Origin of the sequence: Pseudomonas sp. Root71 (genome assembly GCF_001429045.1) — a bacterium.
Taxonomy (GTDB): Bacteria; Pseudomonadota; Gammaproteobacteria; order Pseudomonadales; family Pseudomonadaceae; genus Aquipseudomonas; species Aquipseudomonas monachiensis.
Genome location: NZ_LMHY01000028.1, coordinates 75,606 through 96,054 on the forward strand (window position 1 = coordinate 75,606; position 20,449 = coordinate 96,054).

General features: G+C 61.3%; 17 protein-coding genes. 13 read left to right on the top strand and 4 right to left on the bottom strand.

Translation table 11 applies throughout. The features are described 5' to 3' along the window. Position 1 precedes the first annotated feature (1 nt). The 10 genes from ASD95_RS22750 to ASD95_RS22795 all read left to right on the top strand — a co-directional run bounded on the left by ASD95_RS22750 (position 2) and on the right by ASD95_RS22795 (position 14,488). Complete coding sequence (locus ASD95_RS22750) at positions 2-982, top strand: AAA family ATPase (RefSeq protein ID WP_056727548.1); 981 nt, start codon at positions 2-4, stop codon at positions 980-982. Continuing rightward, positions 982-1,926 (top strand): DUF58 domain-containing protein, encoded by a 945-nt coding sequence (locus tag ASD95_RS22755; RefSeq protein WP_409079258.1) that lies wholly within the window; start codon positions 982-984, stop codon positions 1,924-1,926. The genes ASD95_RS22750 and ASD95_RS22755 overlap by 1 nt, the downstream gene beginning before the upstream one ends. After that, a complete protein-coding gene (locus ASD95_RS22760) occupies positions 1,923-2,507 on the top strand; it encodes a DUF4381 domain-containing protein (protein ID WP_056727550.1) in 585 nt (194 codons plus the stop codon). Before ASD95_RS22755 ends, ASD95_RS22760 begins: the two co-directional genes overlap by 4 nt. Continuing rightward, positions 2,494-3,486: a vWA domain-containing protein gene (locus tag ASD95_RS22765; protein ID WP_056727552.1), complete on the top strand. Its 993-nt coding sequence runs from the start codon at positions 2,494-2,496 to the stop codon at positions 3,484-3,486. The genes ASD95_RS22760 and ASD95_RS22765 overlap by 14 nt, the downstream gene beginning before the upstream one ends. Position 3,487: 1 nt before the next feature. Beyond that, the gene (locus ASD95_RS22770; RefSeq protein WP_056727554.1) at positions 3,488-5,068 is read left to right on the top strand and encodes a VWA domain-containing protein; all 1,581 of its coding nucleotides are present in this window, start codon (positions 3,488-3,490) and stop codon (positions 5,066-5,068) included. After that, positions 5,065-6,510, top strand: coding sequence for a BatD family protein (locus tag ASD95_RS22775; RefSeq protein WP_056727555.1), 1,446 nt, complete (start codon positions 5,065-5,067; stop codon positions 6,508-6,510). The genes ASD95_RS22770 and ASD95_RS22775 overlap by 4 nt, the downstream gene beginning before the upstream one ends. Further along, positions 6,507-7,535: an HAD family hydrolase gene (locus ASD95_RS22780; RefSeq protein WP_056727557.1), complete on the top strand. Its 1,029-nt coding sequence runs from the start codon at positions 6,507-6,509 to the stop codon at positions 7,533-7,535. The genes ASD95_RS22775 and ASD95_RS22780 overlap by 4 nt, the downstream gene beginning before the upstream one ends. A 76-nt stretch (positions 7,536-7,611) precedes the next feature. Beyond that, entirely contained in the window at positions 7,612-9,192 is a 1,581-nt protein-coding gene (locus ASD95_RS22785; RefSeq protein WP_056727559.1) for an arylsulfatase, read from the top strand. A 183-nt stretch (positions 9,193-9,375) separates the two neighbouring features. Then, entirely contained in the window at positions 9,376-11,889 is a 2,514-nt protein-coding gene (locus ASD95_RS22790; protein ID WP_056727561.1) for a fused MFS/spermidine synthase, read from the top strand. Positions 11,890-12,127: 238 nt separating this feature from the next. Beyond that, positions 12,128-14,488: a tetratricopeptide repeat protein gene (locus tag ASD95_RS22795; RefSeq protein ID WP_056727562.1), complete on the top strand. Its 2,361-nt coding sequence runs from the start codon at positions 12,128-12,130 to the stop codon at positions 14,486-14,488. A gap of 231 nt (positions 14,489-14,719) precedes the next feature. Here the strand turns inward: ASD95_RS22795 and ASD95_RS22800 are convergent, their stop codons facing one another. The 4 genes from ASD95_RS22800 to ASD95_RS22815 form a co-directional block, all read right to left on the bottom strand. Further along, positions 14,720-15,214, bottom strand: coding sequence for a hypothetical protein (locus tag ASD95_RS22800; protein ID WP_056727564.1), 495 nt, complete (start codon positions 15,212-15,214; stop codon positions 14,720-14,722). A 115-nt stretch (positions 15,215-15,329) separates the two neighbouring features. Further along, entirely contained in the window at positions 15,330-15,851 is a 522-nt protein-coding gene (locus tag ASD95_RS22805; protein WP_056727566.1) for a GNAT family N-acetyltransferase, read from the bottom strand. A gap of 81 nt (positions 15,852-15,932) precedes the next feature. Continuing rightward, positions 15,933-16,913: a LysR family transcriptional regulator gene (locus tag ASD95_RS22810; protein ID WP_056727567.1), complete on the bottom strand. Its 981-nt coding sequence runs from the start codon at positions 16,911-16,913 to the stop codon at positions 15,933-15,935. A 73-nt stretch (positions 16,914-16,986) separates the two neighbouring features. Beyond that, entirely contained in the window at positions 16,987-17,427 is a 441-nt protein-coding gene (locus ASD95_RS22815) for a carboxymuconolactone decarboxylase family protein (protein ID WP_056727569.1), read from the bottom strand. 205 nt (positions 17,428-17,632) lie between these two features. Here ASD95_RS22815 and pdxR point away from each other — a divergent pair, with 205 nt between their 5' ends. The 3 genes from pdxR (at position 17,633) to ASD95_RS22830 (ending at position 20,391) form a co-directional block, all read left to right on the top strand. Next, positions 17,633-19,066, top strand: coding sequence for a MocR-like pyridoxine biosynthesis transcription factor PdxR (gene pdxR, locus ASD95_RS22820; RefSeq protein ID WP_056727570.1), 1,434 nt, complete (start codon positions 17,633-17,635; stop codon positions 19,064-19,066). A gap of 123 nt (positions 19,067-19,189) precedes the next feature. Then, on the top strand, positions 19,190-19,483 hold the full coding sequence (locus ASD95_RS22825; protein WP_046037161.1) for a putative quinol monooxygenase: 294 nt from the start codon (positions 19,190-19,192) through the stop codon (positions 19,481-19,483). Positions 19,484-19,824: 341 nt separating this feature from the next. Then, positions 19,825-20,391, top strand: a complete 567-nt coding sequence (locus ASD95_RS22830) for a hypothetical protein (protein WP_056727571.1) — start codon at positions 19,825-19,827, stop codon at positions 20,389-20,391. Positions 20,392-20,449: the final 58 nt, after the last annotated feature.

Consider the following 20,449-nt stretch of genomic DNA (forward strand, 5'->3'; position numbering starts at 1 on the left):
CATGAGCGCACTCAACGACCTCAATGCCCTGCAAGCCAGCATCGCCGAAGCGGTGCTCGGCCAGGACCAGGTGATCCGACAGATGCTCGTCGGCTTGCTGGCCAACGGGCACCTGCTCCTCGAAAGCCTGCCCGGCCTGGCCAAGACCCGCACGGTCAAGTCACTGGCCAGACACCTGGACGCGAAGATGAGCCGCATCCAGTTCACTCCGGACTTGCTGCCATCGGACATCACCGGCGCCGAGGTGCTGCATCAGGTCGAAGGCAAGAACGAAATCCGCTTCCAGCCAGGCCCCCTGTTCGGCAACCTGATACTCGCCGATGAAATCAACCGTGCGCCGGCCAAGGTCCAGGCGGCGTTGCTCGAAGCCATGGAAGAACGCCAGATCACCGTGGCCGGCAACAGCCATGCGCTGCCGGACCTGTTCATCGTGGTCGCCACCCAGAACCCGATCGAACAGGAAGGCACGTATCCGCTGCCGGAAGCGCAGATGGACCGCTTCCTGATGAAAGTGCTGCTCGATTACCCGAGCGCGGAAAACGAAAGCCAGGTACTGCGCCTGCTGCGCGAAGAAGAACAGGCCCTGGGCGCCAAGACCGCTGCCGTGCAGGGCTTCTCCCTGTCCCAGGACGTGGTGTTCGCCGCGCGCCGTGAAGTCAGCGCCGTGCACGTCTCCCCGGCCATCGACCGCTACCTGATCGACCTGATCAATGCCACTCGCCACCCGGCCGATTACGACGCCGACCTCGGGCGCTGGATCAGCATCGGCGCCAGCCCTCGTGGCGGCATCGGTCTGGACCGCTGTGCCCGGGCCGACGCCTGGTTGCAGGGCCAGGATTTCGTTTCTCCGGACAACGTCCGCGCCGTGGTGCACCCGGTGCTACGCCATCGTCTGCAACTGAGCTACGACGCGGTGGCCGACGGCGTGAGCGCCGATCAGGTGCTCGACCGCCTGCTCGATAAAGTGGCGATTCCAGCCTGATGTCCATGAACCGCGCCGACGGCCTGGTGTATGTCTCTCTGGCACAGTTGATGGCCCTGGAGTTCAAGGCCCGTGACCTGAGTTTTCTGGCGCGTCAGCCCCAGGGCAGCATCCTGGCCGGTAACCACGCTTCGCGTTTGCGTGGCCGGGGCCTGAACTTCGATGAACTGCGCCGCTATCAGCCGGGGGACGATTTGCGCCACCTCGACTGGCGCGCGTCCCTGCGCACCGGCAAACCGGTGGTGCGGACATTCACCGAAGAGCGTGACCGCCCGGCCCTGATCCTCGTAGACCAGCGCATGTCGATGTTCTTTGGCTCGCAACGCAGCTTCAAATCCGCCGTCGCCGCCGAACTCGGCGCCCTGGCGGCATGGATGGTGTTCAACGCCGGCGACCGCGTCGGTGGACTGGTCTTCAACGATCAACGCATCGACAGCATCGCCCCGCTGCGCAGCCGCAAACGGATCGAAGCGCTGTGCAGCCGCATCGCCCAGCAAAACCAGGCACTCAACGCCGCCAACCCGGACGCCGAAGGCGAAGACCAGCTCGACAAGGTCCTGCAGCATTGCCTGGCCGTGGCCGGTCACGATCACCTGATCTGCATCGTCAGCGACTTCGCCGGAGCCGGCGAACGCACCTTAAAACTGATGCGGCAACTGGCTGCGCACAACGATGTGATTGCCATGCAGGTATACGACCCGCTGGCGCTGAACCTGCCGAAAAACGGCCGCGTGCTGGTCACCCAGGGGCAATTACAGGTGGAGCTGGCGGTGGATCGGCAACAAGTGCATCAACCCCTCGGGGACTTTCTCGGCGGGCGGCTCAAGGACGTCGCGACCTTGCTGCGCCGCAGCCAGGTGCCGTTGATGATGTTCAGCACGGCTACACCAGCCCACGAACAACTGCGAGCCGAGCTGGGCAAGTTTACCGGAGGGCGCCGATGAACCCCGCCATCCCGAGCATCGACCAACTCAAGGAAATGGCACTGCCGGCGCCGGTCAGTTACGCACCGCAAACCTGGGGTTGGTGGGCGTTGCTGGCGCTGTTGATCGTTACGCTGGTGGTGCTTGGTGCGCGGCGCTACTGGCAATGGCGGCGCGATCGCTATCGGCGCGAGGCGTTAATGCGCCTGGAGGAACTGCAGCAGCGCAGCAATGACCTGAGTGCGTTGCGCGAGCTTCCGGAGTTGCTCAAGCGGGTCGCGATCTCTATGCCGAACGCGAAACCTGTGGGAGCGGGCTTGCTCGCGAAGGCGTCCTGTCAGTCGACATCAATATTGAATGCAATGGCCTCTTCGCGAGCAAGCTCGCTCCCACAGGGGTCTCCTGCGGCGTTGGGGAACGAAGACTGGCAGGCGTTTTTGCAGCGGCACAGTAAACAGCCCCTACCCGCCGACTTCAGCCAACAACTCTCGCTGCTGGCCTACGCCCCCGACGCAACATTGCGGGCCATGCCCACTGAACAGCGCCTGCAGCTGTTCAGTGCCTGCAAAACCTGGGTGGAGCGACATCATGTGGCAGCTTGATTACCCCTGGCTGTTGATCCTGCTGCCGCTGCCGTGGCTCGCCTATCGCTACCTGCCCGATTACCGTGAGGCGCGAAGTGCCGTGCGAGTGCCGTTTTTCGGGGCGATGAGCCGTGCTGTCGGCCAGGCACCGAGCCAGGCTGGCACCCGCAGCAACCGCTGGCAGTTGCTCCTGAACCTGCTGGTCTGGACGCTGCTGCTGGTGGCGGCGAGTCGGCCGGTGTTGGTGGAAAAACCCATCGAACGCCAGCAGCCGGTGCGCGACCTGATGTTGGCCATCGACATTTCCCAGTCGATGGAAACCACCGATTTCACCGACGCCAATGGCCAGAAAATCAATCGCCTGGCCGCGGTCAAGGAAGTGGTGCACGGGTTCATCGACAAACGTAAAGACGATCGAATCGGACTGATCGTATTCGGCACCGGTGCCTATCCACAGGCGCCGTTGACCCTGGACCACCCCAGCCTGTCACTGCTGCTGGACGACACCGGCATCGGCATGGCCGGCCCCAACACCGCCATCGGCGACGCCATCGGCCTGAGCCTGAAACTGCTGGACCAGGCCCACGAGCAGGAAAAAGTGCTGATCCTGCTTACCGACGGCAACGACACCAGCAGCGCCATCACCCCTGATCACGCGGCCGCCATGGCTGCGGCCAAAGGCGTGGTGATTCACACCATTGGCATTGGCGACCCGAATGCGGAGGGTGAAGCCAAGGTCAACCTGCAAGGCTTGCAGGACATTGCCCAGGCCACGGGCGGACGCTTCTTCCGCGCCGAAGACCGCAACGCCCTGGATCAAGTCTACAGCACCCTCGACAAACTCACCCCGCATCAGGTGAAAACCCTCAGCCATCAGCCAAAACGTGATCTGTTCTGGTGGCCGCTGGGCGCGGCCATCGCACTGCTGGCGCTATACCACCTGGGCGCCCTGTTGCTTCCACGGCTGATGCTCGCCCGTCAACGGCAGGAGGCCTGACATGGACATCAACCTCGGCGATTTCCATTTCCTGCGCCCCCTGTGGCTGTTGCTCGCGGTGTTCGGCGCATTGCTGCCGATGCTGTGGCGGCGCAACCAGGACCTGCAACGGCGCTTGCGCAGCAACATCGCCGCGCACCTGCTGCCCCATCTGCTGATCACCCCGCAGGACCGGCAACGCCTGCGTCCGGTGCATCTGGTGTGTGCGCTGCTGGTACTGGGCGCCATCGCCGCCGCCGGGCCGACCTGGGAACAGGATCGGCCGGACTTTCTGGAAAACCGTGCGCCGCTGATCATCGCCGTCGACCTCTCGCCCTCCATGGACGCCAGCGATGTTCCACCCAGTCGCCTGGAAGCGGTCAAGCACAAGCTCCACGACTTGATCCAGCGCCGCGCCGGTTCGCGCAATGCGCTGATTGCCTACGCCGGAAGTGCCCACCTGGTGTTGCCCGCCACCGACGACCCGGCGCTGCTCGATACGTTCATTCAGGCCCTGAGCACCGACTTGATCAACAAACCGGGGAAAAATGTCAGCGCGGTCATCGATCAGGCCAAGCGCCTGCTCGCCGCCGAGAAAACCCCCGGCACCCTGCTGCTGATCACCGATGGCGCCGACACCTCGGCACTGGCCGGGCTGGACAAGCAACTGGCGGACAGTGCGCTGCAAGTGCTGATATTGGCCGCTGGCAGCAGCGACGTCGGGATCATCCGCGATGCCAGCGGCCAGCCACGCACCGACAGTAACGGTCGTCCGCAACTCGGCAGTTTCGATCAGGACGCCCTCAAGCAGCTTGCCTCAACGCTGGATGCACCGCTGGGCAGCCTGACCCTCAACGATGACGATCTGGACTGGATCGAACTGCACGCCGAGCAACACTTCCAGGCAGCCAGTGACGAACAGCGCGAACTGCACTGGAAAGACGCCGGTTACTGGCTGTGCTGGCCGCTGTTGCTGATCGCCTTCTTCAGCGTGCGCAGGGGCTGGAGCCTGAACTGGATGGCCGCACTACTGCTGGCGGTGGGTTTGGGCCTGCAACCGGCGCCGGCCCAGGCCAACGCGCTGACCGATGCCTTTTTCACCCGCGACCAGCAAGGTCGCTGGGCCTTCGAACATGAGCACTACCCTCAGGCGGCGGCGCTGTTCGTCGATCCGTACTGGAAAGGCGTGGCCGCCTATAACGCGGCCGATTTCGACCTGGCACTGGCCAGCTTCGCGCGGCTCGACACACCGCAGGCGTATTTCTACCTGGGCAACATCTACGTGCGCCGCTTCAAGTTCGATCAGGCCATTGCGTCCTATACCCAAGCGCTGAAATTGCAGCCGCAATTCCCGGAAGCCACAGCCAACCTGGCGCTGGCCATAGCCTTGGAAAAGGACACTGAAAGCGCCGAGAAAAACACGCCAGAGGTCAAACCCGACGAAATCAAGATGGACAAGGCGCCGGGTAAAGGCCAAAGCAAAAAAGTGGAAACCCGGCAAGCGGCCTCGGATGAGCAATGGCTGCAGAACCTCACCACATCGCCGGCGAAATTTCTCAAGCAGAAATTCAGCTTGCAGGATCAGGCGGGGGTCAAACCATGACATACAGTCTGGTAGACCGTGTCGCGGCCTTCGTCGGATCGCCGCCCGGAGACAAGCCCGCTCCCACAGGGGGGCGGTGGTGCACACAAATCCAGTGTGGGAGCGGGCTTGCTCGCGAAAGGGCCCGATCAATCACCACAAAACTCGGCGCCCTGCTCATCGGCCTGATCAGCCTCAACACATTCGCCGCCGACCCTCAACTGAAAGTCCAGGCCAGCCTGCAACCCGCCGATCCCGTCATGGTCGGCAGCCTGGTCAAGTTGCAACTCGATGTCTTCACCGACTCCTGGTTCACCAGCGCCCCCACCCTGCCCGACCTGAAACTGCCCGGCGCCTTGGTGATGCCACCGGACGGCCATGCCGAGCACATCAACCAGACCTTCGACGGTCAATCCTTCAGCGGCATGCGCTACAGCTACCTGATCACCCCGAACCTGGCCCAGGGCTTCGACATTCCGGCACTGACGGTACAAGCCACACCGGGTCAGGCCAGCCATGAACTCAGTGCCCAAAGCCTGCCCTTGCATTTCAACGCCGCACAACCTCCGGGGTTCCAGCCCGGCGAGTCGGTGCTGGTGGCCCAAGGGCTGCGGTTTACCCAGAAGACCATCCATTCGGCCACGCCGCTCAAGGTCGGCGACAGCATCACCCGGGAGCTGACCTTGCAGGCCGACGGTGCCCTGGCCATGTCACTGCCGACACCGACGCTGGACAACATCAAGGGCTTGAGCCTCTACCCGAAAGCACCGCAAATCCGCAATCTGGATGACGGTCGCGGCAACTTCAATGGCGGCCAGCGCATCGACAGCGTGACTTATCGAATCGACACCGAAGGTCACTACAGCCTGCCCTCCGTCGAACTGAAATGGTGGGATGCCAGCAGTCAGCAAACCCGCACGGCCACGGTGCCTGCCGTGACCTTCGACGCGGCGGCCAACAGCGCTTACAAGCCGGTATTTTCCATCACCGAAGACCTGAAAAAACTCGGCCAGCACAATCGCCTGCACCTTTCCGGGCACTGGTTCGGGCTATTGGCACTGGTGTTGGCGGGGGTGGCGTTCGGTTGGTTCAGTCGCCCGCTCGTACGCCGCGCACACCTCAAATGGCAAGCCCGACGCCGCGCCCGCCACACCGCCTGGCTCGAGTCCCCCGATTACGCGTGGCGGCAGATCCCGGCACAAATCGAGGGCAAACCGGCGCAACTCAGCGCCCTGTACCTGTGGACCCGGCGCAGCCGCCACGGCCTGAAACTGACCGGCCTCGGCCCGCGCCTGCAAACCTTCCTGCGCGCCTGTTATGGCCGCGAACCGGACAAAGAGCAAGCCTTGCGCCAAATCGGGGAATCCTTGTCTACGCTGCATAGTCAGGCGGGACGCAACAGAGAATCAGTCTCTTGTGCACTGCATCCGCTCAACCCCGTTTACGAGAAGGACTTTCCATGACGAATTCGACATCGCTACGCCATCATCGCGCCTTCGGTTTCCTGCTGACCCTGGCCTTGAGCCTGCCGCTGCTGGTGCAAGCGGCCGAGCCGCTACCCTCGTGGAACGACGGGCCGTCGAAAAAGCAGATCATCGAATTCGTGCAGACAGTCACCGATCAAAGCAGCAAGGACTTCGTCAAGCCCGAGGAGCGCATTGCCGTGTTCGATAACGACGGCACCTTGTGGAGCGAGCAGCCGATGTACTTCGAATTGCTGTTCGCCCTCGAGGAAGTCAAGCGTACAGCGGCGCAACACCCTGAGTGGAAAACCACCCAGCCGTTCAAGGCCGTGCTGGAAAACGATCACAAGGCCCTGGCCGCCAGTGGCCTTGAAGGCATGATGAAAATTTTCGGAGCCACCCACACCGGGATGACCACCGAAGCCTTCGATGACGATGCCAAGACCTGGCTGACCCAGGCCCGTCATCCGAAAACCGGCAAGCTGTACACCGAGATGGTCTTCCAGCCGATGCTGGAAGTGCTCGACTACCTGCGCGGCAAGGACTTCAAGACCTACATCGTCTCCGGCGGGGACACCGGGTTCATGCGCGCCTTCGCCGAGAAGGTCTATGGCATTCCTCCCGAGCAGGTCATCGGCACTACATTCGTCACAACGTTTGACTACAAGGATGGCAAGGCCTCGATCCTGCGCACGCCGAAACTGGCCCACAACGACGATGGTCCGGGCAAACCGGTCAGCATCGATGCGGTGATCGGTCGTCGGCCAATCCTCGCCTTTGGCAACTCCGACGGCGACCAGCAAATGCTTCAGTGGACCGCCGCCGGTCCCGGCAAACGCTTCATGGGCCTGGTGCATCACACCGACGCCAAGCGCGAATGGGCATACGACCGGCAGTCACAGATCGGTCGCCTGGACAAAGCCCTGGACGAAGCGAACAAACGTGGCTGGACAGTCGTCGACATGGCATCCGAATGGGCCCGGATCTACCCGTTCGATGCCGCCACACCCGAGCAAGCGCAATAAAAAGAAGACGTAACGCAGGACCGCAATAAACGTTTGTCGCAGTACGCGACGCAAGTAAGCATAAGGAGCCAGTCAGATGACTCGCATACGTAAGTGGATACCGAAACTCGCCCTCGTGGCGACAACGGTCATGGCCTTTTCGGCAACCGTCGGGGCCGCTGAGAAGCCCAACATTCTGGTGATCTTCGGCGATGATATCGGCCAGACCAATATCAGCGCCTATTCGATGGGCGTGGTCGGCTACAAGACTCCGAACATCGACCGCATCGCCAAAGAAGGCATGATGTTCACCGACTACTATGCGGAGAACAGTTGCACCGCCGGCCGATCGACATTCATCACCGGACAGTCGGCGCTACGTACCGGGCTGTCGAAAGTCGGGATGCCGGGTGCCCCGGTCGGCCTGCAAAAACGCGACATCACCATTGCCCAGGCGCTGAAGTCCCAGGGCTATGCGACCGGTCAGTTCGGCAAGAACCACTTGGGCGACAAGGATGAATACCTGCCGACCAACCACGGTTTCGACGAATTCTTCGGCAACCTGTATCACCTCAACGCCGAAGAAGAACCCGAGCGTCCGTACTGGCCCAAGGACGACCCCGCATTCGTCAAGGCCTACTCGCCGCGCGGCGTGATCCACAGCTTTGCCGATGGCAAGATCGAAGACACCGGCCCGCTGAACACCAAGCGCATGGAAACCATCGACGACGAAACCACCGCCGCGGCGCAAGCGTTCATCGAGAAGCAGGCCAAGGCGGACAAGCCGTTCTTCGTCTGGATGAACACCACCCGCATGCACTTGTTCACCCACGTGCGCGAGTCGATGAAGGGCCAGAGCGGCATGCCCGGCAACGATTACGCCGACGGCATGATCGAGCACGACGGCGACGTCGGCAAACTGCTGAAAACCCTCGATGACCTGAAAATCACCGACAACACCATCGTCGTCTACACCACCGACAACGGCCCGAACCAGTTCTCCTGGCCGGACGCGGCAACCACGCCGTTCCGTAACGAGAAGAACTCCAACTGGGAAGGCGCCTACCGGGTACCGGCGATTGTGCGTTGGCCGGGCAAGATCAAGCCGGGCGAAGTGTCCAACGAGATGTTCTCGGGCATGGACTGGTTCCCGACCTTGCTGGCCGCCGCTGGCGATGCCGACGTGAAAACCAAGCTGCTCAAGGGTTGGGCACCGACTTCCGGCGGCACCAACTTCAAGGTGCATCTGGACGGTTACAACCAGTTGCCCTACCTGACCGGCCAGGCGCCCAAGGGTGAGCGCAAGGAGTTTTACTACTTCAACGATGACGGCGTGCTGGTGTCGATGCGTTTCGACAACTGGAAAGCCGTGTTCTGCGAACAGCGCGCACCCGGCGGCTTCAAGGTCTGGAGCGAACCCTTCGTATGCTTGCGCGTACCGAAGATCTTCAACCTGCGTATGGACCCGTATGAACGTGCCGACGTGGTGTCCGATCAGTATTACGACTGGCAAACCAAGAACGTCTACCTGGCGGCTGTAGCCGTCGAAAAATCGGCGACGTTCCTGCAGACCTTCATCGAGTATCCACCTAGCCAGAGACCGGCCAGCTTCAGCATCGACCAGATCCGTGCTGCGGTAGACGCCAAAATCGCTGAAAAAATGAAAGCTGCACAGTAAGACCGCTGGACCGCCGCTCGCCTTCATTGGCGAGCGGACTTATTTTCGATCTGTGACCGCATCGACTTCATTCGCGAGCAGGCTCGCTCCCACAGGGACTGCATTGCAAATGTGGGAGCGAGCCTGCTCGCGAAGGGCCGGTGCAGTCACAGGCTATTTCGAATTGGAACAAGGCAATCCGCAATGACCTCACGTGTCGCCAGCAAGTCGTCGGCCATACCTGCCCCTCAAGTCGCCTCCCCGGCGCTGTTGATCCCCGCCCTGTTGCTGTTTGTCTCCGGCGCCGCCGCGCTGGTGTATCAGGTGCTGTGGATCAAGCAACTGTCGCTGGTGGTGGGCGTCGAGGTCTATGCCATCACCACCGGGATCAGCGCGTTCTTTGCCGGGCTGGCCCTGGGTGGCTTGCTGTTCGGCCGCTGGGCGGACCGGATGCAGCAACCGGTTGTGCTCTACGCCGGGCTGGAAGTACTGGTGGCCGTGCTCGGTGTCTCTGCGACCTTTGCCATGAGCCTGGCGGCCAGCCCGTTTGCCTGGCTGGAAGCACACTTGGGTTTGCTGGCCTGGGTGCTGCCGTTCGCGCTGGTGGGCATTCCCGCGCTGCTGATGGGCGGCACCCTGCCGGTGCTGGTTCGCTCCCTGGCCACTGAACCGCAACACCTGGGCAAGGCCGGCGGACAACTGTATGCGGCGAACACCGCCGGGGCCATCGCCGGTACCCTGCTCGCCGCGTTCGTGCTGATTGCCACCCTTGGCGTGCGCGGCAGCGCGCTGGCCGCCGCCATGCTGAACCTGCTGGCCGCCGCAGGGGCTTTGTGGTACCAGCGCCAGCGCGTGGCACCCGTCGATGCCCCGGTGAAACATCACAGTGAAAAAGCCCCCGACCGCCTGGCCCTGTGGCTGTATTCCATTGCCGGCGGCGTGGCCCTGGGCTACGAAGTGGTGTGGTCGCAATCGATCGTGCAATTCATGAGCACCCGCACCTATGCCTTTGCCGTGGTGCTGGCGACTTACCTCACCGGCTTGTTCCTGGGCAGCATGCTGCTGGCCCGTCGGGTCGATCGCCTGCGCGATCCTTGGGGAGTGTTCGGTCTGCTGATTGCCGCAGCCGGCGCGATTGCCTTGCTGGAAGTAGCGTTGCTCGGACGTTGGCTGGTGATTGCACAAACCCTGGCGGAAAGCTGGGTATTGTCACTGGGCGGCAGTGAACTGGCGGGCATGAGCACGCGCTTTGCCGTGGCTGCCTTGAGCATCGTGTTTGTACCGACCCTGATGCTGGGCGCGGCGTTCCCGTTGGCCCTGCGCTTGAGCGTCGGCGGCGAACAGGTGGGGCGTAATGTCGGCGAAGTCGTCGCGTTCAATACCCTTGGCGGGATTGTCGGCGTGATGCTCTGCGGCTTTGTCCTGATCCCGATGCTGGGTCTGGTGCGAACCCTGGGACTGCTGGCGATGGTCGCCGCCGCTATCGCCTGCCTCGCCGTGCGCAAGGGCCATGGCGTGAAAAAAGGCAGGCGTCAGGCGGTGGTTGCCATTGGCCTGGTGTCGCTGGCACTTGCCGTGTTCACGCCGGTCAACAAGCTCGCAAGCCTGCTGCCGGGGGCGCGCAATGGCACGCTGACGTTCTACGAAGAAGGCCGTGGCGGCACCGTCGCCGTGGTCACCCAGGGCAAGGGCGAAAGAGCGTTCCAGCGTTTGTACATCCAGGGCGTGTCCAATACCGGCGACGCCATGCCGTCCCTGCGCTACATGCGGATCCAGGCGCTGCTGCCCCTGTTGATCCACAACGGTGAGCCGCGCTCGGCACTGGTGATCGGTTTCGGTACCGGCATCACCGCGGGCGCCCTGACCCGCTACCCCGGCCTGGAACATCGCGTGGTCGCCGAACTGCTGCCTTCGGTGGTCAAGGCGGCCCCCTTGTTCAAGGGCAATTTCAATGCCGCGGCCGATCCGGGGGTCGATGTGCGCTTGCGTGACGGTCGCCAGGAACTGCTGCGCAATCCGCAGCACTACGACCTGATCACCCTCGAGCCGCCACCCCCTTCCGCTGCCGGCGTGGTCAACCTGTACTCCCGGGACTTCTACCAACTGGCCGCCAGCCGTTTGCACAAACAAGGCCTGGTTGCCCAATGGCTGCCGCTGCCAACGCAGAACATCGACGACTCGCGCTCACTGGTGCGCAGCTTCCTCGACGTGTTCCCGTACGCGACCCTGTGGACCAGCGAATTCCACGAGATGCTGCTGGTGGGTTCGATGGAGCCGATTGAACTGGATGCGGCGAAGATCAGCGCACGCTTCCAGCAGGACAGCGTTCGCAGCGCCTTGCAGGATGTCGGCGTCGGCTCGGCCGCGGCGTTGCTTGCCACCTGGGTGACTGACCGCGCGGGGCTGGAACGCTTCGCTGGCGATGCGCAACCGGTGACGGACGATCAGCCGAAGATTGAATATGCGCCCTGGGTTCGCTCGAAAGAGATCAGCCGCGTATTGCCCGCCCTGCTCGACTTGCACCAGCCGCCAGCCGTGTTGAACGCCGACGCCGGGTTCATCGAGCGCATGAACACCCAGCAACAACGCCTGATGCAGTTCTATCGGGCGAGCCTGCATGCCTACAACGGAAATCGTGACGCCTGGGCCCGGGAGATGCGCGAGGTGATGCGCGGGGATTCCGGGAATCCGTATTACCGGTGGTTTGTCGGGGAGTGATGTGGCGCCTTGGCGGCCGCCTTCGCGAGCAAGCCCGCTCCCACAAGGTGTTGTGTCGTACTCAATTGCTGTGAACAACACCAAACCCTGTGGGAGCGGGCTTGCTCCGGGCGGCGTTCCGACGAAGAGGCCATCAGCCTCGAAACAATGTCATTTGACACACACCGGCCATCCGGCAAAGCTGCACCCAGCCTGAACGCGCCCTGACGGCAATCGCACCTGGACCATGGAAGTCGTAATGCCGAACCATAAAAATAAAGCTGCAACCCCAAACCCTGATTCGCAACCGACCCTGATCAACCGTTACCTGTTCCCTGTCACCATCGGCATCCTGCTGCTGGCTGTGGCGGGTATTGGCTGGTTTTTGCTGGACAACTCACCGACGCAGCTCAAGCCAGTCCCGGTCAGCGCCCCTGCCGTGCAACCGGCCAAACCGCAACCGGTCGCCGTCGCACCCGCGAAAATGGTCGACGAGCAACAATGCCAGGGCTGCCACGGCGAGCAGGTCAAGGACTGGCAAGGCTCCCATCACCAACTGGCGATGCAGCAAGCCAACGCGGACACTCTGCTCGGCGACTTCAACAACGTCACCTTCAAGGCCGAAAAGGAGACCACGGTGTTCTCGCGCAAAGGCGACGAATTCTGGGTCAACACGCCGGGTATCGATGGCAAGAATGCCGATTTCAAGGTGGCCTATACCTTTGGCATCGCCCCCTTGCAACAATACCTGATCGAGGTCGGCGAAGGCCGCTTGCAGGCCCTCGCCGTGGCCTGGGATACCGAGAAGCACCGCTGGTTCCACCTCTATCCGGGCCAGGGCGTGACCTTCAAGAACCCGCTGCACTGGAGTAAACCGAGCCAGAACGCCAACTTCATGTGCGTCGAGTGCCACACCACCGGTTACAAGCGCAATTTCGATGCGGCGACAAACACCTTCGACAGCCACTGGAACAGCCTCGGCGTCGGCTGCCAGGCTTGCCATGGCCCGGCGTCCAGTCACCTGGAATGGACCGCGAAGAAAACCGACCTGATCCATGCCGGGTTTGCCGTCGATCTCAAGGACAAGAACGCCACCGTCGAAAACGAAACCTGCGCCCGCTGCCACTCGCGCCGCGCGCCCCTGGACGATGGCTACACGGTCGGCAAGCGGTTGATGGACGACTACCTGCCGAGCGTCCTGACCCGCGAGTTGTACGCGCTGGACGGCAAGATCAAGGATGAAGTGTTCGAACACGGCTCCTTTGCCCAGAGCAAAATGTTCGATAAGGGCGTGCGTTGCAGCAACTGCCACAACCCCCACAGCACGCAGTTGAAAGCGCCTGGCAACGGTGTGTGCCTGCAATGCCACAACACCGCCGGCAACACCACTGTGGAGGGTGTCGATGGCAAGGGCCTGCAAGCAAAAAACTACGATTCCATCGAACACACTCGCCACACCATGGGCCAGCCGGGTTCGCAGTGCGTGGATTGCCACATGCCCGGCAAGTTCTACATGGGCAACGACTTCCGACATGACCACAGCTTCAGCATCCCCAACCCCGAACGGGCGAAAAAACTGGGGACGCCTGACGCCTGCCTGACCTGCCACCAAGGCAAGGCCGGCGACAAGGTCACCGAGCAGTTCAAGCTGTGGAACACCGCCAACGCCAGCGCGGTACAGGCCCCTCGCTACGACGAAAGCCTGTGGCTGATTCGCAACGGTCAGGCCGGCGCTGCCGAGGCCTTGTTCGAGCAATTGCAACGCAGCAACCTGCCGGCGATCCAGCGCGCGACACTGCTGGCCGAACTGCCGGCGTACCCCAGCGAACAGGCGTTGAAACTGGCCACCAAGGACCTGGGTAATCCGGCGCCGCAAGTCCGCGAGAGCGCGGTGCGAGCGATCAGCGCGTTCCTGCCGCCAGCAGAGCGTGCACCATTGCTGACCCCGTTGTTGAGCGACCCGGTGCGGGCCGTGCGCATCGCCGTCGCCCGGGACCTGCTCAGCCTGGCACGCAATGGCCTGGGCAGCGCCCAGGACAGCTGGAATGCCGCCATTGCCGAATACGAGGCGGTGCAAAAAAACCTGGCCGAGCGTGCAGAGGCCAACCTGAACCTGGCCATGCTCTATCAGGCCGATGGCCGCAGCGCCGAAGTCGAAGCTTTGCTGCGTACAGCCCTGCGGCGCGATCCGGACTTCTACCCGGCGCTGGTCACCCTGGTGCAGTGGCTGGAGGCCAACGGTCGCAGCCAGGAAGCCCATGCCCTGCTGGCGCAAAGCCTCAAGGACCACCCCGACTCAGGCCTGCTGCAACACACCCAGGGCCTGGCGCTGATTCGTGCGGGCCAGGCCGCCCAGGCCATGCCGTACCTGCGCAAGGCCGCGCAACTGGAACCACAGAGCGGACAATTCGGCTATGTGCTGGCGGTGGCCCTGCATGACAGCGGCAAGATTGACCAGGCGTGCGCAGAACTGGAACGGCTGTTGAAAGAACAACCGTCCAACCGCAATGCCCGCTTGTCGTTGATCCAGTACTACCTGGACAACGGCCAGGAGCCAAAGGCGCAGGTGCTGTTGCAGGGCTGGAAGAAAATGAACATGGGGGATCCGGCGTTGAAATGAAACCGGGCTGAAAGCGCTGTCTGATCAGTGCTTTCTATCGGCAACACTGACGTCTTCGCGGGCAAGCCCGCTCCCACAGGTTCGGTGTCGACCACAACATTTGGGTACGACACAAACCCTGTGGGAGCGAGCTTGCTCGCGATGAGGCCGGTCCATTCAGCATCAATATCGCCTGACTCTCCGCCATCGCAGGCAAGCCAGCTACAGGGTCATGTGTCGTTGATCAAAGGCTCAACCGCGATCCCGGGGAATCAAACCCTGCAACTGCTGCGCCAGAAAGTTCGCATCGAAGGGAAACACATCCGGGTCCTTCAAACCGTTGGTCTTGCGCCATTGCCAGCTATTGGAAGGTGGCTGGCAAGCCAGCGAGACACTGCCGAAACGCGCAGCGGTCAAACCCATCACCGCCAATGAAATCTGCCCGCCCGCCCCCATCACTTCCGGGACAAACTCCACTGCTCTGCCAGCAATCACAATGGACAGCTTCTCGGTCTTGAATGTCGATGTCTCGACAGGAACGCTAGGGCCCGAGGCGACATAGGCTTCGCGGCTCACCTCCAGCAGGTGCGGCGCCTGCACCGGCTCCAGCCATTGCCCGATCTGATCGAACAGCTCACCAATACGCGCAGCCCAATCCGCGGACTGGGACTCGAACAGTTGTTTCTTGTGCGCTTCGCTTTCTGCGTAGTGGCGCAGCATTTCACCCAGTTGCTGTACATCGTCCATTGCGGTGTTCCTTTGGTTGCAGCGGTACTACGGATATTGAGCATGGCAGAAGCGTGAAGCCGGTGTGCGACTAACAGCCAGGAGGTACGTCTGGGGTTTGCCCTGGGCGACTGACTCAACCGGCCTTGGGCGTGCGACGCAGGCGCGCCATGCTCAAGGTGTCCACCAATACGCCGTCGCGCACGGCGTAATCACGGAACAGACCCTCGGTTTCGAAGCCGAACTTGCGGTACAGGGCAATGGCCGCTTCGTTGTCGGCATACACCGACAGCTCGACACGCTGCAGATTCATCCAGTTGTCGGCGATATCCAGCGCAGTCACGAGCAGCTTCGACCCTACGCCCTTGCCCTGCCACGCCACCGCAACACCCATGCCGAAACTGCCGGCATGGCTGCGACGAATGCGTGAGAACTGCTCCAGGCCAATGTTGCCGATGACCGTCCCTTGATGCAAAGCCACCACTTTCACCAGGCGTTCGTTATCCAGCGCCAGGCGACTGCGCCAGAGTTCGGTGGACTGAAACGGCATCTGCAGGGTTTGACGGGCGATTGCCGGATCGTTGTACAGCGCCGTGATGCCTTCGATATGGGATTCGTTGAAACGTTCGAGGGTGATGACAGGTTCGGTGGTTGGCATGGTGAATCATCCTTGAAGCAGACATGGCCGTTCACTCTATAACGCTACCTTCGGCTGTGGCGAGAACCAATGTGGGAGCGCTCAGCTTTGGAACCACTCCCGGCGCTCGTTGAAGGTGTTTTCGATCAATTCGACGATCATCCGCACCTGCGCGTCGCCCCCGGAATGGGCGTTGACCGCCATCCACACCTGACGCCGCATCGGCTGGTCGAACAGGCCCGGCAAGGCAATCAGCCCGCGGTCGAAGTGGCTCATGTAGTGCGGCAGCAGGCCGATGCAGGCACTGCAACGAATCATCTCCAGCATCAGTTCCCAGGATTGCAAATGCACCGACCCGGCCAAGCGCTGATCCACCAGTGCATTCCATGGCCTGAAGCTTTGAACCTGGCTGTCCTGCCGCCATTGCACCAGGAGAAAATCGGCCAGGTCATCCAGGCATTCCGGCCTGGATGCAACCCGGCAATAGCGCTTGGCAATGTGCGGCAGGTAATCGAGTTCTGCCAGGCGCCGGGGTTCGGTGATGGCAAAGCTCGGCCCCGGTAACGGCGATCCGCTCTCGCCCAGCCACACCACCACGTCGGCGCTGACCGCCTGCAAGGCCAACTCGCTGTCGAGGGTCATGATGTCCAGCCGCACACTGGCGTTGCGCCGCAGCAGTGCAACCAGGTCACGACCAAGAATGTCATGCAGTATCGAATCCGCCACCGCCAGGCGAATCAACGGCTGCTCGATCACCGGCAAATCGCGCTCATGGGCCAGGGCGATCAATTGTGCGTGCAAGCGCAAGCCATCGCGGCTGAGGCTGAAACCATTGTCGGAATGGCTGAACAGCGAACACTGCAGCTGCGATTCCAGCAGCACCAGTTGCCTGCGCAGGCGGGTGGCCTTGATATTGAGACTGCGGGCGGCCTGCATGAAGCAACCGCAACGGGCACTGACGGTGAAACACAGCGCCAGTTCCGGGTCGATACCCGCTGCCAGCTGGCGCCAGGACGCGTTTTTATCAATGGCTACGCGATACTCGGCAGCTCCCTGGCGGGCGCTGGTTTGCATGAATGACATCGAGGACTCCCTGTCGATCTGACACTGACAATTGCATCCTGCGGATCCTTCATGAACCTGCTGTGACAATGACTCAGGCGCTGGGTGTCTGCCGGAAGCTCACGGCCAGGCGATTCCAGCTGTTGATGGTGGTAACGGCGATGGTCAGGTCGACCATTTCGCTTTCACTGAACTGCTCCCGGGTCTGGGCATAGACATCGTCCGGCACATGGCTTTCGCAGAGCAAGGTGACCGCCTCGGTCCAGGCGAGCGCGGCTCTTTCCCGGGGATTGAAAAAGTTGCTGTCGCGCCAGACCACAAGGGAATACAGACGCCGGTCGCTTTCGCCCAGGCGCCGTGCATCCACCGAGTGCATATCGGTGCAAAAGGCACAGCCATTGAGCTGCGAAGCACGAATCTTGATCAGGTGCAGCAGCGCCTGCTCAATGCTCAGGCTGCTGCTCAAGGCCTCCATGGCAATCATGGCTTTCATCGCCTTGGGGGACGCGCTGTAGTAATCCAGTCGGGGGGTCATGGAGCGATCTCGTGCAACCCTGAAGTGATCTTCACGGTAGTCGCTGGCGCACAGGCATGACAGATCCAATCAGGCGATTTTCCCGGGGACCACCGCCGCCAGGCCAATCGACGGTTTTTCCACTACGCAACTTCTGTACCACAAGCGGATAGGGGTAATCTTGCGCGACGCACACGCGCCTCAACAGCCCCGGAGCCTCGCCGGTATGGAACTACATGTTGTCATCAACGGCCGCAAGGACCTGGCCGGCCAGCTGTACAACCAACTGCGCAGCGCCATCGAGTCCGGTCGCCTGACTGCCGGGACGCAACTGCCGCCCAGCCGTTTGCTGGCCGAACAACTGGGTATTTCGCGCAAGACCATTTCCGATACCTACGCCCAGCTGACCTACGAAAACTTCCTCACCGGGGTGGTCGGCAAAGGCACCTACGTCAACGCACGCTCGTCCAAGGTGCAGCGTAAACGGAGCCACACCGAGCTTGGCGGCTTCGAGGTGATCGAGTCCTGGCGCAACCTGCCGGTGTTTCTGCGTCATCCGACCCTGGAAGGTTCACTACGCTACGACTTCATTGGTGGCGCCACCAGCAAGGGCCAGTTCCCCCAGGATGACTGGCGGCGCTGCACCGCTCACGCACTGCGCCAGATTGCCGGCTCCAAGGGCTTGTACAGCTTGCCCGAGGGCTTGCCGGCGCTGCGTAACGCCATTGCGCAGCACATTGCGTTCTCCCGCGGGGTCAATTGTCAGGATGAGGATGTGGTGGTGTGCAACGGCGCGCAGCAGGCGCTGGACCTGATTGCCCGGGTGCTGATCAGTCCGGGCAGCCTGGTCGCCATGGAGGACCCCGGCTACCCGCCGGCGCGCCTGCTGTTCGGCACCCACGGCGCTACGGTGATTGGTGTGCCGGTGGACGCCGAAGGCATTGTGGTGGACCGGATTCCTCGCGGCACGCGCCTGATCCATGTCACCCCGTCGCACCAGTTCCCGCTGGGCATGCCCATGAGCCAGGCGCGCAGGGAAGCGCTGCTGGCCAAGGCCCATGAGTTGGGCGCGATCATCATCGAGGACGATTACGACAGCGAGTTCCGCTATGAAGGCCGCCCCACCGATTCCCTGCAGAGCATGGATGAACGGGGGATCGTCGCGTACGTCGGGACATTCTCCAAAACCCTGTTGCCGGAACTGCGGCTCGGTTATGCCATCCTGCCGCCAGCGATCCTCGAGGCGGTGGTGCGCGCCAAACAGCTCACCGACCTGCACACCTCGACCCTGCCGCAATGGGCGCTGGCCAAGTTCATCGCCGAAGGCTGCCTGCTCAAGCACATCCGGCGCTGCCATACGGTCTATGCCGGACGCCGCGAGCGGATCCTGACGCGTATGGCGGGCGATCTTTCGCCCTGGCTGGAGGCGGTGCCGTCCACCGCCGGATTCCACATGGTGGTGATGTGCAAAGTGCCGATGGATATTGCATTGGTGATCGAACTGGCGAAAAAAGTCGAAGTCGGGCTCTATGCCATCGACAGCTTTTTCTATCAGCAAGCCCCAAGGGCCGGGCTTTTCTTCGGTTTTGGCGCCATCGAAACCCTCGACATCGACATCGCCCTGGACCGTTTGCGCGACATCCTGCAGCAGGTGGCCTGACGGATTGGCATGCGGTTTTATCCGGCGATTGGCTATTGGCGGTCCCGGGGGCCCGGCCTATCCTGCATAGGCGTTATCCCTCAATGAGCAGGATTCGTCCGGCCTGATTCAGGAGTGTGAGCAATGTCCCATGAAGTGATCAATACCGTACAGGTGCAGGCCGCCGCCGGCCGCTCGGATGAACTGGGCAAGCAATTGCAGAAGATTGTCGAAACCCTGCGTGAATTGCCCGGCTGCGAATCCTATATGGTCGACCGCTGCCCCGAGGACACCAATCGCTGGACCGTCAGCGCCCACTGGCAATCCGAAGCGGCCATGCGATCGCATTTCAATTGCCCGGAAGTCCAGGGCTTCATCAGCCTGATCGATAGCCAACTGGCCAATGCCGTGGACTTCAACAGTTTTCCGATCGTTTAATCATTTCCTGTGGTGAGGGCGCTTGCTCCCTCACCATCATTTTTTCTCCGTTGACTGATGGCTGAACGTACGGCTATAAATAAAACGGCTCGAATCGCGAATTCGGGCCTTTTTAATTTCCCGACGTAATTAACCGCAAACTCTTAAACCAAACAAAACTGTTGACCGCTAAAAAATTCGGACATCAGCCATTTAAATAAAGATTGCACAACACACAAGCCGGACAACCGGACTCTACTGCGAAACCACAAGAAACAATTACCAACCACGCCACAAATGCAACTGGCATTATTCTGGGCACCCGTACAGGGGAACACCACACCTTAAATAATGGACTATTTATGAACAAGAACGAAGAACGATCATTTACAGCCCGCGTATCCTGCAACGGCGACACCATTACTTTTCTCCAGGAAGTTCTGCGTAGTAACTTCCTCGAAGATGCAGCCGTGCCGAAAAATATTCTCACGGTTCAACGTGACTATTCACCAAAAATCACGAAAGCGTACAACCCTATAACAAAAAGAATGGAAAACCTTGGTTTTTCTTTTGGAAATATAGACCCCTTAGTTGTGCACTTCTGGTGTTATGACGACTATTACAACATGCAAATCCTCAGCACCCCCTATAGCTACATGTATGTCAGCAAGAACGACGAAGGCTGTCTGGGTGCTTTTCCAGCCGCCGGAGGGGATACTACATCATTCAACTTGCTGGATGCCGACCACAACATCATCACACTGGATGATTTGAGCACTGACACGCCAACGGTCTACTTGAAAGCACGCAATGCGAGAATAATCAGAAAATCAATACATGAACATCCAGAACGCCATTCCTTTTTCCACGATCGTGTGGGCGATATTGTGAAATTCAATTTAACCATACTGAAAAGGCATGCGTTCTAAACTAAGCTCGCGACACTTATCCTTGACGCATCGATTTATATTTAAGCCAATCACAAGC